Here is a 15942-nt window from a genome sequence, read left to right as displayed (position 1 = left end):
ATCAAGAGGATTTGTTCGTCTCCGCAGAGGATTGGATCTCCACCGCCTGCGGCTTCTCGTCTTCGAGGGTCTCCCCGCGCGCACCTCTCTTAAATTCCTTGAGCATCGTGCCGAAACTGCGTCCCAGTTCCGGAAGCTTGCTGGGACCAAACAGCAAAAGCGCCGCAATGACCAAAAGCAGTAAATGAGTCGGACGCAACAAATTTTCAAGCACATTTATCACTCCCAAACGTTATCTTTGTGGACATTATACTACTTTATTGGATGCAATGGAAACCCTTTATTGGCGGTTCCGCATTCTTTGCGGACAAGATGGCGGCTCGTCCGATAAACCAAAATCGCTCTCTGGGCATATGCTGTGTCATCATGTATTGCAAAGGAGCGAACATCATGGGTTCTTACAGTCTGTTGGCCGTCATCGCCATTGGACTCGCGTCCAACCTGGATAATGCGGGAGTCGGTATTGCCTATGGGGTACGAAAAATCCGCATTCCATGGTATTCCAATCTGGCCATCGCCATCATCTCCTTGTTGGCCACTCTGGTGTCGGGTTTGTTCGGAAGCTGGTTATCCTCGTGGATCCACCCGTGGATCGCGCAATTGCTGGGGACTGTCGTGATCGTTGGAGTAGGCATTTGGGTGCTCCTACAGCCGTTCTTAGAGAAGAAAACCGTTCCGGCTCAGGAGGATGACGTGAATCCATTGACCCGCCTACTGCGTAATCCCGAGGAAGCGGACAAAGACAGCTCCAAATCCATCAGCTTGGGCGAATCGGTCGTCCTGGGAATCGCCTTGGCCATGAATGCGCTGGCCGGCGGTTTTAACGCCGGAATCACCCAGTTGAACGTCTGGTACACCTCGTTGTCCGTCGGTTTATTCAGCTACCTGCTGCTGGCCGTATGCGCCGGCTTTGGCGAAAAAGTTGCCGCGGAGAAATTGGGCAACCGGGCGACGATCGTTTCCGGATTGCTGCTGATTTTGATCGGCATCCATCAACTCTTCTAGCAACCTACCTTATCTACAACTTCTCCTATATAATGAAGATGATGTTTCCTAGGATAAGGGAGGTCATTTTCGTGAACTGGTTCACAAGTTTTGAACAAGATTTGGAGATCGCTTTCGACGACGCGGAAAGCATTTTATCGGGATTGCCGGAGGCGTTTCGGGATCAAGCGGCCAATTACCTGGATCGATTTCGCATCTTAAATAAAGCCGGTTCTACAAACTATATTTGCTACTTGTTGGCGTATTGGCTGCAGGAGACCGCGAAAGCCAAACCAGAAGATAGCCGGCGACTTACCGTAGCCATGATTTTCGTTATGATGTACTATCATCTGATTGACGAAGTGATGGACGATCCGGAGACGGGCGATAAGCGGAAACTGCCGCTAGCGAATCTGCTGCAGTTGGAGTTTTGGAAGATCTACGCCAATTATTATCCGGCCTCCTCCCCTTTCTGGCACAGTTACCGCAAATATACCGCGGAATGGGCGGAAGCGGTGGCTTTTGAGAACCAATCCGACTTCTTCCAAGAGGCCCCCGTTCGGATCGCCCATAAAGCGTCCCCGGTAAAGCTGACGGCTGCAGGCATGCTGCTGTTGAACGGCCAAGAAGAACTTCTGCCTGGATTTGAAAAGGCGGTAGACCATGTTCTAGTTACGCTGCAAATGTTGGATGATTGGGAGGACTGGGAGAAGGACCTTCGCGAAGGCAGCTATAATGCCCTTATCTCCGAAGTACAACGCGAGCTGCAAATTCCCCGGGACCGCAGACCGAAACCGGAGGAGATCAAACACGCTTTATATGTGCGGGATATCCTATTCACTTATGCGGAGCGGACAGCTCATAACGCAACCGTGCTTGATCAAACTGCGCCGGGGCTGACGCATTTGAAGGAGTTTCACGAGTTTCTCCGGGAGAGCCTCAAGCAAGGTGCACACAGCATCAGAAAAGAGAGAGAATTGTTGGCCCAGGGCGGTTTGATGTATTGGCTGTCGAAAAATAAGCCCTCATCCTAGCGCTTTGTCGAATTCCATGCTATAGTAATAAGGAAAATATAACTATTTTTATAGGAAAGGGTGATCTTATGACAACAGGAGCTCTCCTTCAATCGCAAGTCGTTGAGAAAGCATGGCAAGACCCCAGCTTTAAAGCGAAGCTGCTTGCCGACCCCAAAGCTGCAATCCAGGAGGCACTGGGTGTAATTCTCCCGGATCACATCAAAATTAAAACCGTCGAAGAAAGCTCTGACGAATTTTATGTTGTGTTACCGCCAACACCGGAAAATGCTGTAAAAAGTGAAATAAAACCAGCTGGAATTTGGGGGACCTAATCAAATCCCCCTGTTAAACACCAAAAGCAAACATCAAAAGCGCAGAGCCGAAAGTACTTATCCTTTCGTATAATCCTCTTGGTTTATTGAGGGGAACCGGATAACGACTTCGGTTCCTGCTCCTTTTTTGCTGGTGAAATGAATCTCGCCGTCCATCACCTCGATAATCCGGAACGTCACCATCAACCCCAAGCCGGTCCCTTTCGTTTTGTTGGAGAAATAAGGTTCGCCCAATCTGGCCAACACTTCTTCGTCCATGCCCTCCCCATTATCCTTGATATGGATTACCACATAACCGTCCTCTTCATAACCCCAAACTTGAATATCACCTTCGCCCCTAAGCGCTTCGATGCTATTCTTGATAATGTTGATAAAGGCTTGCTTGAATTTCGACGAATTGCCCCGTACATAGAGATTTTTAGGAATATGGACGGTCATTTTGCCTCCCTGCAAATTGGCAAGCGGAATCAAGATGCCCTCGATATGAATAAATTCATCCAAGACATTCAGCGCCGTCACCTTCCCGCCTTCAGGTTTGGCAAAAGTGAGGAAGTCCGTAATAATCGCCGAGGCACGATCGAGTTCTTCCAAAGCCATACTTAAATACACCTTATCGGAGTGCTGCTGCTTCTCAACAAGCAACTGCAAAAATCCTCGGGTTACCTGAAGCGGGTTCCGAACCTCATGCGCTACTGAAGCCGCCAGTTCACTAATGATTTCCATTTTCTCCGAACGTTGAAGCTCGTTGTTGAACATTTCCAGCTGTTTCGAGTATTCTACTACCTGCTCATGATTGGTAGCAAACCTTCTCCCTAAAATAATGATAAGCGACGTCAGAAAACCAATGACACCCAGCTTCCATAAAAACAATTTGTAATACCCATCATTATAGTAATACCAGAACAGATCGCCAACACAGAATAGCGCGAAAATAAGGAAACCTACAAAAAAGATAACAGCTTCTTTATTTCCCTTCATGAGATTGACGGTTGAGTTATAGGCTAGAATAATAAACTGGGCAATCATAATGTAACCCACGATTTGAATAGTAACTAACGAGTATACCGCGTAAAAACGATTGTCTGATAATTCATTTACAATTAATATAAATAAACAAAGAATAGAGTACGCGACCAAAAACTTTCGCAAGCGACGAATCAAAGCGCGGTGTCCAGAACCGAAGATTTTTTCAAAAAAATAAGTAATAGAGGGAAGCAACGTGAACAACGACAAATCAAACAATACTAGCAGCAATCTACCCGCAGTCTTATAGTCGAACAACCAAAAAACAAATGACGAATACGTGAGGACAAGCAGTCCGCTGGAAAAAATAACTGCACAAAGTGAAAACCACATCGGCATGTTTACGTATTTCAAAAAAATGGAACAAAACATCATAATAGCAGCAATAAATATAAGCGTGCTACCTAGAATTAAATCCGTCATGTTATTTCTGACAAAGCCCTTCATCAATACCTGATCATCGCCAATTTTGATGGGTGCAAAAAGACCGATTCTTTCGGTCTCAGACGATACTCCAATGTAAACCTCTTGCCCGGAATTATCTGCAGAGATTGGGATCAAAACGCTGTTGATCGTATAATTAAATTGTCGTTTCAAATCATAGACTTGAACCCCATCTATTTTCACTATGGTATGACTGGCGTATATAGTATCGATTAAAATAACCTGGGAGTGTTCGGTTAATTCAGGAAGCTGGATCTTAATCCATTGAGACATCCCTGGGGTCGGTTTTTCCGGAATATCTCCGCCCGCTTCAACGTCAATCCAGCCATTTAATTTCTCAAGTTGCTCCTGACTCATATTGGGATCAAAATCATCCGTCCAAGCGATTTGCCAATGATCTATTTGAGTGATGTCCGCATCCAAGTTGCTTGACCCTTTAAATAGAAAAACACAAAAAGCTATCAGGAGAAAAACGAAAAAAATGACAAACCCTTTAACCAAAGCCTTCATACAGCACCTCTGCAGATATTATGGAGTGTAAACCCGGTTGATGCCTTCAAGTATATACACCATGATTATTAGGCTACCTAGTACCATTCGATGCAATCACCGCAAAAACCTTCAATTTATGGAAATAGTGATAAATATTTTTAGGATTCAAGCACCACAGTTATTTTACCGTGTATATGTTGTTTTATCTATGAATAGTTTGCATTTCTTTCAAAAAAAAAAACGCTGGGGATCCCCCTGCGTTGGAAATTGCATCATTATCTCGCAATCCTGAGCGGTTTAGATAGGAAGAGAGAGCTGCTCGATCTCCGGCGTCACTTCCAGCGCCGAAACCGGGCGGACCGGCTGGGGAACGTTTCTCGGAGTTGGGACAATCTGGCCGCGATGGGCCTCCCAATCCTGAGCGAAACCGGAGAGCCGGTGTTTGGCCAGCAGCTCGCTTGAGAGGCGCCGGAACACCTCGCGGTAGCCGTGATCGGCATAGGCGCCGCCGGCATACAGGGCCCGATACTTCGGGACCAGCCCGGGAGCGTGGTCCTGCAGCGTGCGCAGAAACACCGTTTTCACGTCCGGGGACAGGCGCAGCAGCGAAATCATGGCAAACCGGGCGCCGCTATCCTTGGCGGCCCGCAACAGCGCGTCCAAGACTTCTTCCGAATCGGTCAGATAAGGCAACACCGGCGCGGTGAACATGCCGGCGCGAACCCCGTGATCCGTCAGATAGCTCACGGTTTCAAGGCGTTTGGCCGGATGCGGCGAGGCCGGTTCCAGCTTGCGGGTGAGCTCCGCGTCCAACGTATTGATGCTGACGTTCACGGTCACGTCCCGCATTTCGCGCAGGATATCCAGATCGCGCATCACAAGCGGAGAACGCGTAGTCACGCTGGTGCTGATCCGGTATTTGGCCAACAGCTTGAGGCATTCCCGCGTCAACTGCTCTTTCGCTTCTGCCGGTTGGTACGGGTCCGTCGCCGTGCCGATCGCAACGCGGCCGACATGCCGGCTGACAGCCTCGATGTCGAAAGCGTATTTCCTCGCCAAGGCAGAGAGTTGCTTCTCCAACGCTTCGGCGGCATTTTCCTTAACGGAGATCCGATATTGAAACTCGTCCTCGGCGCTTTTCCCAAGAAACGTCTGAAACGCCCGCGCATAACAGAACCGACATCCATGCCCGCAGCCCCGGTAAGGATTGATGGACCATTCGAACGGCATTGTCTCTTCCTTCACCTTATTTAATGCCGCTTTGGTGCGGACTCGTTCGAAACGGGTTTCCGGCACACTTTTCCCTCCTCTACCGGGCCGAAGCCCGGGAACGTAGATGGATTTGATTATACCAAACATACGTTCCTATTCAAAGAAGAAAATGCTGGCTACTCCCTATTTTCAGTTTGGAATCCCTTCTCTGCCCGCAACAGCGTTTTCCCCAACCCGAGGACCAATAATCCAAGCGCTGCGATGATCCCTCCTAAGCCAACGAAGGCGCTGGCCGGGCCGATCCTCTCCACCAGAAGACCTCCGAGCAACGGGGCAACCAACATTACCACCCCCGTGAGGGAAGTTTGGATTCCAAAGACGCGGCCAACCATGTCCGGCGGCGTTTCTTTCTGCAGACAATAATTGAACGTGACAATCACCATTCCGTTGCCGACGCCTAATCCGAATCCTAACAGCAGGATCGGAACTGCCGTAGTCCCCGCGGGAAGCAAGCCCAAACCGCCGACGGCCATGCCAATCAGCCCGTATCCGGCGCCGAATTTCCAAACGTACCCCGCCGCTCCCTTATTCCAGCGGTTTAGCGCGGCAATGACCAGCACGGCTCCAACGCCCGCGGCCGTGACCATCCAGCTGAGATAGGCTTCCTTCTGCGGGGCAATTTCCCGGAACAAGCTGGTGAATTGAAAATCAATCATTTGAATGACCAGCGTAGCGACAAAACCTAATAGCAGGATTATCAGCAGTAGGCGAGTTTTCAGGATAAAACCTAAGCCTTCAATCCATAAGGTGCGCAGAGACGAATTGACGGGCGCTTCCGATGCGCCTGCGGAAGGATCGGCTAGGCTTGGCCCCGTCTTTTCGCTATTGACCTCCGCCTTTTTGATCGAGAGCAAGATCAGCAAAGAAACCACGCGAAAGAAGGCATTCATCAGAATGCACCATTCCGGGGACAACAGGGCCAGTGCAAAGCCGCCCAGCAGCGGACCGGCAATTTTGGAGCCCTGGTTGACAAAACCGTTCAGAGAGGTTGCCTGAAACAACTGGTCTTCCCTAACGATACTGCGCGTCAACGATTGCTGGGCCGGAATCAGGAATGTAGAAATGGTGGCGCGCAGCGTTAACACCGGAAGCAGCCAGAGCATGTTCGGAGCCAGCAGAATCAACAAGGTTAATGCCGCTGTCAGCAGATCGCAAAGGCGCATGAGCATCAAACGGTTGATTCGGTCGGCGACCACGCCGGCAAGGGAACCGAGCAGGACCCCCGGCAGGGCGTTTGTTACGGGAATCAGCGCCAGCATGAGCGGTCCGGCTTCCCAACGGTATCCCACCAAAACCTGGATGGCCAGCATATCAAACCAATCACCGAAAGTTGCGGCCGCATAAGCTGTGTAAACGCGAGAGAACACTTTGTTGCGAAGCAGGCCGCCAGGCCTCGCTTGTGCATGGACTGTCATTTATATTCCTCCAAACAAACCTGGTTTCGAATAACCTAAGCTCAATGTAACGGAGGAATGTCAGAGAATCATCAGAGCGGTTTCGCGGAACGCTCCAATTCGCCGCGGATGACGGCGTCGAGCGCGCCTGACAATCGGCCGAACCCAATCCGCTCTAATTCCATGTCGAGGAGTTCCTTGTATTTCAGATGCAACGCCGAATTGGACGGGAACAAGGCGAAATAATAAACGATCCGGTACAGGGAGAACAATCGGAGCGGCACGAAGCCAGAGCGTTCCAGCACCGATAGCCCTTCATCCATAAGCTTTACGGCTTCCGTCCCTTCCTCTCGCCGCAGCATCCACAACCCTTTAACCACCTTATATCCGCCGATCTCTCTTAAGAAAGGCTTCTCGGTTAACATTCCGTCTTCTATAGCATGCGCCAATTTCCCGAGCTGGCGCTCCGATGAACCTGCCACGAGATGGGCCAGAAATTCGGCAATCGCGGTCTGAGGAATGAAGTTGTCGTAATTCAACTCCGCGATCACGCGATAACTGAGTTTTAAGCGCTCCATTGCTTTTGCCGGCTTACCGGCCAGGGTATAAATATCCAGGATCGTCAAAATCTCCATCTCCCTGTGCTGAAAGGGCGGCAGCAGCCCCAGTGCAAGCACGCGTTCACATACCGGCAAAGCCCGCTCCGGACTTCCCGACAGGCAATAGAACAGCAGCAGGTAATACAAACGGTCCCGCAACGGCGCTTCATTCCTAGTCAGAAGCCAATCCAGGTCGCCTTGCACAAAATGAATATACACCGAATAAAACCGGTCCAGTTTATAGCCAAGCACGTCCTCCTGGCGTGCCAACGTTAACATCGAACGGCCTTGGCCGTAGAGCTGATATTTGCCGAGCAGGGCGCTCATCGTCTCATGCAACTCTGGGTCCGCCAAGGTCGGGATGGCCACCTCGGAATTGTGGGGAACGGGCAACATCAGACTGTAGCCTAAGCCCCGAATCGTCCTAATCTCCAGCCCGTGGATAGGCTTTAGCTTCTTGCGAAGCCGATAAATGTGGTCGTCCACCGTACGCTCGACCGGGTATTCCAGCGGCCACACTTTGTCCAGTAGCTGTTCTCGGCTAAAGGACCGGCCGGCGTTGCGGTACAAGAATTGAAATAGCGCAAACTCCTTCGGCAACAGCTCCACCGTGAGGCCCTCTGCGGTAACTTCGTATCGTTCGCTGTTGATTTCCAGATGCATCGGTGTTCCTTCCTTCCCCGCAAATGATTCCCTAATTATAACATTTATGCGCATAAAAAAGACGCCGGACAAACGCAAGGCATCACTGCCTGGCGCTTGGTCCGGCGTCCCCTTCGATCATGCGCACTTAATGTTTCGCTAGGCTAATTCGGCTTCAATTCGCCGTACGGCTCCGCTGCGGATGTCCTCGGCCAGCGGACCATCGATATTGGGGCCGTCAATGACTTGTTCCGCCCCATCCTGCTTCAGCACCGTCAACCGGCGGATCGCCGCCGCATCGGGGCCGTAGGTATCTTTCTTCTGCGGATTCCGGTAGACGACGTCTGTCGTACCCAAGAATCGAAACGACACCTCGCCCCGATCATCAAACAACCAGCCGGGCAACAATGGATTCAACATCAGCCGGAGCTGGCCATCGTGAACGCGGAAGACGTGTTTGCCGGCCATCATCGTCATCCACATGCTGAGGAATTCGGCGGTGGAGCCGCTTAGCCGCGCCACATAACCGCGCCCATGGGTATCCGGGTCCGGATTGACGCTCGTGGCGATGAAGGACGAGTTCTCCAGCGTGCTGCGGCCATACACGGCCGGATCGAGGAACGGAATCAGCGAGGTGCGAAGCTCGGCGAAAAACTCCTCGGTCAAGCCGCTTTTCAGCAGCGCCAGCATGTACTTGTAGCTCATATGCAGGAATACCGATTCCCGCTCCAGCCACCCGGGCGTAAAAGCGCGGATCCGGCCGATTTCATGGGATTCCGCGTCCAGGCTGACCGAGGTTTTGTACATCTGAAGGCGTGCGTCGAACAGATCGCTGCGGCGAATTTGCTCATACGTCCGCTTGGCTTCCTCCCGATCCTCCACCGTCTTCAACCAACGGGCCGGACCCTCCAGGAAATGCGGCAGCGGACGGACCGCGAATTTCTTCACGACCGCTTTGGGCAGCCCGTAACCGCTGATGGCCGGAGCGCCTTGAGCATCCGTCACCGGCTCATATTCCACCGCCTCGAAGGCGAAATACGTCGGCGTCACACCGTCGCCCAGCCGGATGGCTTCCCGGATGCCCCGCTCGATGTGCTCCAGCATACGGTCGGCCAGCTTGCCGACGGCACCGATCTCCAGCGTGGTTTCGGTCCCGCTGATCCCGAATCGAACGGCCTCCCGATACTTCTCGCGGGCGGCGGCGACCTTATCCCAATAGGCAAACGGCTCAAGTTCCCCCGCCAAGCGAGCGTCCAGAAGATTGCCCACTTCGCCGAGCAGGGCGGCGATTTCCTCCGGCACGGACACTTCCCGGCCGCCATCGGCGGCTTCGGCGCATACCTCCTGCACGAACCGCAGCAGGCGCTTCAACTCGAAGGTCTCGCTCATGCCCGAACCGAACAATCCAGGCAATCCGTTCATCGCATCATTCCACCCCGGTTTGTTCGCTTCCATCTCCACGCCCATGCCGAACGGATCGAGGGTGGCGAACTTGACCAGGCCCAGCGACAGCAGCTTGACGAACAAGGTCGTCTTGTAGATTTCTCCGCTGCCGTGCCCCGTCTTCAACCAGTTGGTGCTCTTTAGCGTCAGACCGAACTTCGCCATTTTCTCCTCGTCATGAACCAGCGCGCCGTATTGACGAACTTGCCCGCCGTTGATTACGTATTTCTCGCTGCGCGGCAGTACGCGGGCCGGACTGTCGAAGTACGTATACTCCCGCTCTCCAAACAATAGCTGCTCCTTGCGATCCGGGAAAATATCGAGATAACTGTCGATCAGGTCCATATTGTACGTCCAGTGATCGGACCAATAGCCTTCCCCGAAGGAGGCTTCGATTTGCTGCTCGGCAAGCGACAGCACGCCGGCCAACAGCTCGTTCTCCTCCACGAGAAGCCGAACGCCGCGGTGGTTGATCAGCGAGATCACTTTCCCGGGCGTAAACGAGCCCAGGCACAACGCGGCGAGCTCCTCCCGGTGATCGGCCGCCGCCTTCTCGAGGAAAGCGGACAGCTCCCCGGCCCGCTCGGCCGGGATCCGGAAGGTGGTGCCTTCCACGCCCAACGGATTGTAAGCATCGGCCTGGATCAAGCTGAAAAACATGCGGATATTAAAGGTTCCGATCCGCGGATTGAAGTACACGTCGCTGCGCCGGTTTTGGTTGGCATCTCGAAAGTTGCCGTTGCCCTGCGAATAAAATTCCGGGGCGATGGAGAAAAAGTTGTAATCCCGCTCCAGATCCCCGTGTTTACGGGAATAGAGATGAACGACAAACCCTTCCCGGCCGTTTTCAAAAATAAACGGATACCCGCCGCGCAGGAAATTGTCCAGATAACTTTGCCGGCAGTAGGCATCGAACAGCGGCAGGGCCGTTTTCGTGGCGATGTCTGCGGTCAAATCCTCGGTCAGTTGGCCGGCTTCCGCCGATTTCCGGGCAACGTAGGCCGGGCTGGCGATCTCGGCAGCTTTGCGGTTCAGCCGTTCGACGCTGTCGATATGCCCGATCAATGTATAGATGCGGCGGCTTTCCCCAGGTGCCAACTCGGCAGCCAAAGCCGAAAATCCGCAAGGCACCTTATTGGTGCAGTACTGCGGCTCGGCGGTTAAAGCCGACAACGACTGCTCGGCAAAGCGATCCGGATAAGCCAGCGACGTATTATCTCCGAAAATGACGGCAAAGTCGGCGATCGTCTTCAGCAGCCCGCCGTCTTCGCCAAAGGTCAAATAGAAATGGCCGCTTTGCACCTCGCTGACTTCAGCCTCGTCATGGGTGCTGGAGCGAACCCGGTAAAACGGGATTCCCTTCTCCAGATTGTCGACTTCCATCCAACTGCGCAGCAGATTGCCGATCTCCTTGTACCCGGCGTTCTCCACGCCGTACGGCAGAATTTCCGGCATGCCGTCCAGTATCTCCAACTGCACCGGCGCTCCGGAAATGTTCGTAACCTCCACCTGGCGCACCAGCGCCGCATAATCGTCGTTCGGCACTTGAAAATAACTTACTTTCATTCGAAGCCCCTGCGCTTTGTTGGTTTCCTCGATCATCAGCTCATTGGCCAGGATACGCATGCGGCGAATGGCGGACGGATCGGGAATAGCGCTTTGGAAGGGCTCGTAGATTCCGGTTTTTCCCGCGGTTTTGATAAACGTCCGGAAGCCCTTCATGGCTACCGATTGGTACGTGATGCTGGCCGGGGAGAATTCCATGATCGGACTGTTCTTGTCCCGGATCCCGAAACTGCAAACCGCCTGTCCGCGGTTGACGTAAAACGTCCACATCGGAATCCCCTTCAAACCGGCCAGGCCGGGAAGAAAGCTCGAGAACGGCTTGGCCCGGTCGAATGGTTCGATAACGAACGCATTTTCCTCAAAAGCATAATTAGGCATAAGGCCTATCCCTCCGTTAAGTAAAAGTTGTGTTTAGGCTCGGATGATGTACGTCGCGATCGAATGGGCCGGCAGCGTCTCGCCGGCAGCGTCTCCGCCGAGTTCCAGGGCAAACGACTGCGCTTCGTCGCTTTCGTTCTGAACAACCACCGCCACACTGCCGTCCGGATTGCGGAACGCCGTAGCCAGCAACGCCGGGGCTTCGGTCTCCAATCCGATGCGTACCGCACCCGGTCGGATGTATTTGCTGAAATGTCCGATGTAGTAATAAGAGCTGTTGTAATGAATCGTATTGGTCCTTGTATCCGCGATGATCGGCGCGTCGCACAGGTTGCCCACATGGTTCGGTCCGCCGGTTTCGTCCAGCACCAGGTTCCAATCCAGGAAGCCTTCGTTCCAATTGTTCAGGTCGCCGATGATATTGCGGCCGTAACGTTCGCCGGTGAACCATTCGCCAAGCTTCACGCCGCCTTCCTGGCAGCCTTCCGTAAACAGGAGATGTTTGTCGGGGAACAGCTCATGGACTTTGCCGACGTTCTCGAACGCTTCGCTGACGTACCAGTGGAAGCCGGTGCCCCAAACGTATTTGGCCGCTTCGGGATCGCTCAGCACGGCGGAAGCCCGTTCGATCATAATGTCCCGATTATGGTCCCAGATCAGAATATTGACATCGGCCAGCCCTTCCCGGTGCATCGCCGGCCCCAGGTAATCGCGAACGAAATCGCGTTCCTCCTCGCCGCTGTAGATACAGGAGTCCCAGGTCTGAACCGCCGCCGGTTCGTTTTGCACCGTGATGCCCCAGATCGGAATTCCCGCTTCGCGGTAAGCTTTAATGAACTTGGTATAATATTGCGCCCACACCTCGCGGTATTCCGGCTTCAACTGGCCGCCATGGTTCATGTTCCCGTTGGTTTTCATCCACGCCGGCGGGCTCCATGGGGAAGCCAGCAGGGTGATGTCCTTCCCGGCCGTTCTCGCCGCATCGCGGACGAGCGGAATGACCCACTTGTGATCACGCGAGATATCGAACGTTGTCAGCTCGACATCGCCGTCTTCGATATACGTGTAGTTCTCCAGCGCGAAATCGCAGCTGTGGATGTGCACGCGGCCTAGCGTATAGCCAAGCCCTTCCTGCGGATCGAAATACCGGCGGATCACTTCGTCCCGTTTCTGCGGGCTAATTCGCGACAACGTATAAGCGGCCGCTTCCGTAAAGGCCCCGCCGAATCCCATCACCGTTTGATAGGTTTGCTCCGGCAAGACCTTCAATTTTCGCTCCGTGCCGGCGTCGACGCCGGCTTGGACGGTCAGCTCCCCTTTCGGCTGCAGACGGTCGGCAGCATCGCGAGAAGTCAATACCTTTAACCATTTTGCCATCATGAATCCTCTCCTTGGTACTCGAAATGATGTTCCTGAAATCGATTACATTTCATGCAAAAGCAGCGCCGGCGGAATGCGCCGAACCCACGAATTCGCAAGAATGACAGGCGTCGAAACCGGTTTCGTTATCTTGCAAAAAAAAGCGGCCAAGCCAGTTACAGCGATCGGCAAGACTCGCGAATGACCAGCTCTACCGGGATAACGCCCTTTTGCACGTCTTCTCCGCCTTCTATCGAATAGATTAACATGTCGGCTGCCCTGCTGCCAAGTACATAAGTGTTTTGACGCACCGTCGTTAAGGCGGGCGTTAAATATTTCGCCATTTCGATATCGTCGAAGCCGACCAGCGAGATGTCATCGGGAACGCACAGTCCATGCCGTTTTATGGCCATCATGGCTCCAACCGCCAAATTGTCGCCGGCCGCAAACACCGCCGTTGGCCGTTCGTCGGCTTTCAAGAGCTCTTCCATCGCTCTGCAGCCGCTCTCTACGGTGTAATCGTAGCTCCCTTGAACGATATGCTGCGGATTGACCGTCAGTTCCAACTCCCTCATCGCTTGCTTAAATCCGTTTAACCGCTGCTCGCCGGCGAACGTGGGCCCGCCGCCGATGTGCGCAATTTTCCGGTGGCCGATGGAATACAAGTAAGCCACGGCCTGCCGGACGCCTTCCGCATTATCCGAGTACACGGTGCTCTTTAGGGCAGATTCCTGGTCCAGCAGCACGCAAGGGATGTCGGAATCCAGCAACTCCTGGAAATAAGGATCGGACGCGTCCGGCAGAACCACCACGACGCCGTCGATGCCGCGGATTTTGCAGTGTTCCAGATAACCGCTTCGCTTGCCGCCGATATCCTTGGAAATAAACATCAAGTCATAACCTTTGGAGGTGGCAACTTGCTTGAAGCCCTCGATGACGCCGCCGAAATACGGATGGAGGATGCCCGCGCCGGATGGCTCGATAAACAGCACGCCGATCGTCCAAGAGCGTTTGGTCGTCAGCGAACGGGCATGAGCATTCGGAACATAGCCGAGTTCATCGGCGGCGTCCAGAATTTTGCGGCGCGTCTTCTCGCTGACGTCCGAGTACCCGTTAAACACCTTGGATACCGTCGTTGGCGAAAAACCGGTCATTTGCGCGATATCGTAAATCGTAATCAACTTCTCATCTCCTCTGGTCCGGGTTCGGACCGCTCGTAGCGGGATTCACAGGCCATTGTATCCGCAGGCTTGACGGAAGTCAACCACCGATTAACCGGCGCTCGATTAATCGGCTGTTCCATCGGGTGCAGGCCGGATGTCAATGCTTGATTTGGGGCAAACTTTTGGAGACTCGCAAATTTCAGGAAAGGAGCCGTTCGCCATGGACGAGCATCAAGATATCACCTCTGCCGATTTCGAATATGAGCGATACAAGCTGCTCAAAGAGTATCGCTCGGAGAACGACATTCCCGGCGATGACTTGCTGCCTCACGATACGCAAATCACCCAAGGCATCAGCGAAGAGGACGCCGCGTTAACGAACCAAGATGAGCCGTTCCCCGATGTTCCGGATGCGGACGCGATCCAGAAAGACAGTCCGGTCGATCCCGCCGCTCCCGATCCGGATACCATCCACGGCACCGATTTGCTCAACGGCTATGACGGCGACGAAACCGAATGAATCCATGCGTAAAAAAGCCTTCCGCGTCCGCTGACGCGAAAGGCTTCTCTTTATGTTGAGGACGGTTCGTTGCTCGGCCATCCGGTTATTCGGAGCGATACACCCGGTTTCTCCCCGCTTCCTTCGCTTGATAGAGCGCCTGGTCCGCCTTGACGATCAGCTCTTCCTCTTGGACGTTCGGGTACGTCGCGCTGCCCGCCGAGATCGTCAGTCTCACCTCTCCCCCATCCGGCAGGATAAAGACGTGGTTTTCCACGTTGCTTCGCAGCCGCTCGGCAATGACCCGGATTTGCTCGGCATCGCAATGATCGACCAGGATCACGAACTCTTCGCCGCCTTTGCGAGCGATATGGTCTCCCGGCCGGAACGTGTCCCTCATGACATCGGCGATTTGCAGCAGCACCGCATCTCCCGCCGGATGGCCGTACATATCGTTCACCTGCTTAAAATGATCGATATCGACAAGCAGCAGCGTAAACGGGATTTTGTCCCGCTGGACGGCGGCGATCTTTTGCTCCATTATCACTTCGAATGCCCGGGAATTGTACAGGCTGGTCAAAAAGTCGCGGTTCGCCGCTTCCCGCATGATACGGATGGAATCATCCCTGTTGCGCAAATAACGCAGCATCGCAAACGCAAATAGACCGGCCGCGATGAGCAAAGGAACAAAAAACAAGATCTCCTTGAAGGAACGGCCATGGCTCAGGATCGTCATGATTATTGCCGCGCTCAACGCGCTCAGCACCAGGGCGGAGACCAGGCGCCGGAGCGTGGTCTTCCGACCGCGCAGCAACAAGCACCCGATCAAAAGCGTCACGGGCGCATGGATTGCGGCGATCACGGAATGTATCCCGAACCCGTGCAAGAACAGCATGCGATACAAGACGATCAATAGGGCGGTGACGACGCCCGAAATACCGCCCCCCAGGTAGACCGAAATCAGGATCGGCAACTGTCTGAAATCGGCCACGACATGCCCGGTGATCGAAAAATTGTAATACATCAGCAGAACGCCCAGCAATCCAAGCGCGCCTCCCAGCAGGATCCGGGTGATCCGCGTTTTTTTCAGGCGATTATCCGGTATTTGGTTTTTGATCATATATCCAAAAAAGATCGCTGTCGTCAACAGCGTATAATTGTTCAATAAGCTTTGCAGCATCTGTTGTCCCTCTCTGATCTGTGATGCAGGGTGAGTAGGGATAGCATACCATACAAAAGAGACAAAAATAAGGGATTTCTGCTAATTTTTCGTTTTTATTCGACATTTTACGACATGACCTGTCGAATCGTTTTTCTCTCTTCTTCAACATGTTAT

13 protein-coding genes are annotated in these 15942 nt (G+C 53.3%); 4 read left to right on the top strand and 9 right to left on the bottom strand.

Going from position 1 to position 15942, the window contains the following annotated elements:
- Position 1: 1 nt before the first annotated feature.
- A complete protein-coding gene (tatA, locus tag ACZF99_RS05620; protein ID WP_483609784.1) occupies positions 2–214 on the bottom strand; it encodes a twin-arginine translocase TatA/TatE family subunit in 213 nt (70 codons plus the stop codon).
- A 176-nt stretch (positions 215–390) separates the two neighbouring features.
- Here tatA and ytaF point away from each other — a divergent pair, with 176 nt between their 5' ends.
- The 3 genes from ytaF to ACZF99_RS05605 all read left to right on the top strand — a co-directional run bounded on the left by ytaF (position 391) and on the right by ACZF99_RS05605 (position 2332).
- Positions 391–1005, top strand: coding sequence for a sporulation membrane protein YtaF (gene ytaF, locus ACZF99_RS05615; protein WP_483609782.1), 615 nt, complete (start codon positions 391–393; stop codon positions 1003–1005).
- Between the two features lie 71 nt (positions 1006–1076).
- Complete coding sequence (locus tag ACZF99_RS05610; RefSeq protein ID WP_483609780.1) at positions 1077–2018, top strand: hypothetical protein; 942 nt, start codon at positions 1077–1079, stop codon at positions 2016–2018.
- Between the two features lie 68 nt (positions 2019–2086).
- Positions 2087–2332 carry an NHLP leader peptide family RiPP precursor gene (locus ACZF99_RS05605; RefSeq protein WP_483609778.1) on the top strand — a complete coding sequence of 82 codons (246 nt, stop codon included), beginning with the start codon at positions 2087–2089 and terminating at the stop codon, positions 2330–2332.
- Between the two features lie 57 nt (positions 2333–2389).
- Here ACZF99_RS05605 and ACZF99_RS05600 read toward each other — a convergent pair whose 3' ends face one another.
- From ACZF99_RS05600 to ACZF99_RS05570, 7 genes are all read right to left on the bottom strand, one after another.
- Entirely contained in the window at positions 2390–4309 is a 1920-nt protein-coding gene (locus ACZF99_RS05600) for an ATP-binding protein (protein ID WP_483609776.1), read from the bottom strand.
- A 279-nt stretch (positions 4310–4588) separates the two neighbouring features.
- Positions 4589–5587, bottom strand: coding sequence for a radical SAM protein (locus ACZF99_RS05595; RefSeq protein ID WP_483609774.1), 999 nt, complete (start codon positions 5585–5587; stop codon positions 4589–4591).
- Between the two features lie 92 nt (positions 5588–5679).
- On the bottom strand, positions 5680–6978 hold the full coding sequence (locus ACZF99_RS05590; protein WP_483609772.1) for an MFS transporter: 1299 nt from the start codon (positions 6976–6978) through the stop codon (positions 5680–5682).
- A gap of 71 nt (positions 6979–7049) precedes the next feature.
- On the bottom strand, positions 7050–8219 hold the full coding sequence (locus ACZF99_RS05585; protein ID WP_483609770.1) for a winged helix-turn-helix domain-containing protein: 1170 nt from the start codon (positions 8217–8219) through the stop codon (positions 7050–7052).
- Positions 8220–8357: 138 nt separating this feature from the next.
- Positions 8358–11585 (bottom strand): cellobiose phosphorylase, encoded by a 3228-nt coding sequence (locus tag ACZF99_RS05580; RefSeq protein WP_483609768.1) that lies wholly within the window; start codon positions 11583–11585, stop codon positions 8358–8360.
- 33 nt (positions 11586–11618) lie between these two features.
- Complete coding sequence (locus tag ACZF99_RS05575; RefSeq protein ID WP_483609766.1) at positions 11619–12962, bottom strand: glycoside hydrolase family 30 protein; 1344 nt, start codon at positions 12960–12962, stop codon at positions 11619–11621.
- A 158-nt stretch (positions 12963–13120) separates the two neighbouring features.
- Positions 13121–14125 carry a LacI family DNA-binding transcriptional regulator gene (locus ACZF99_RS05570; RefSeq protein WP_483609764.1) on the bottom strand — a complete coding sequence of 335 codons (1005 nt, stop codon included), beginning with the start codon at positions 14123–14125 and terminating at the stop codon, positions 13121–13123.
- 202 nt (positions 14126–14327) lie between these two features.
- Here ACZF99_RS05570 and ACZF99_RS05565 point away from each other — a divergent pair, with 202 nt between their 5' ends.
- A complete protein-coding gene (locus tag ACZF99_RS05565) occupies positions 14328–14627 on the top strand; it encodes a hypothetical protein (protein ID WP_483609762.1) in 300 nt (99 codons plus the stop codon).
- Between the two features lie 85 nt (positions 14628–14712).
- Here ACZF99_RS05565 and ACZF99_RS05560 read toward each other — a convergent pair whose 3' ends face one another.
- Complete coding sequence (locus ACZF99_RS05560; RefSeq protein WP_483609760.1) at positions 14713–15786, bottom strand: GGDEF domain-containing protein; 1074 nt, start codon at positions 15784–15786, stop codon at positions 14713–14715.
- Between the last annotated feature and the right edge of the window lie 156 nt (positions 15787–15942).

This window comes from Paenibacillus sp. JL3B1040 (assembly GCF_057063165.1).
This window is presented reverse-complemented; position numbering and strand designations above follow the sequence as displayed.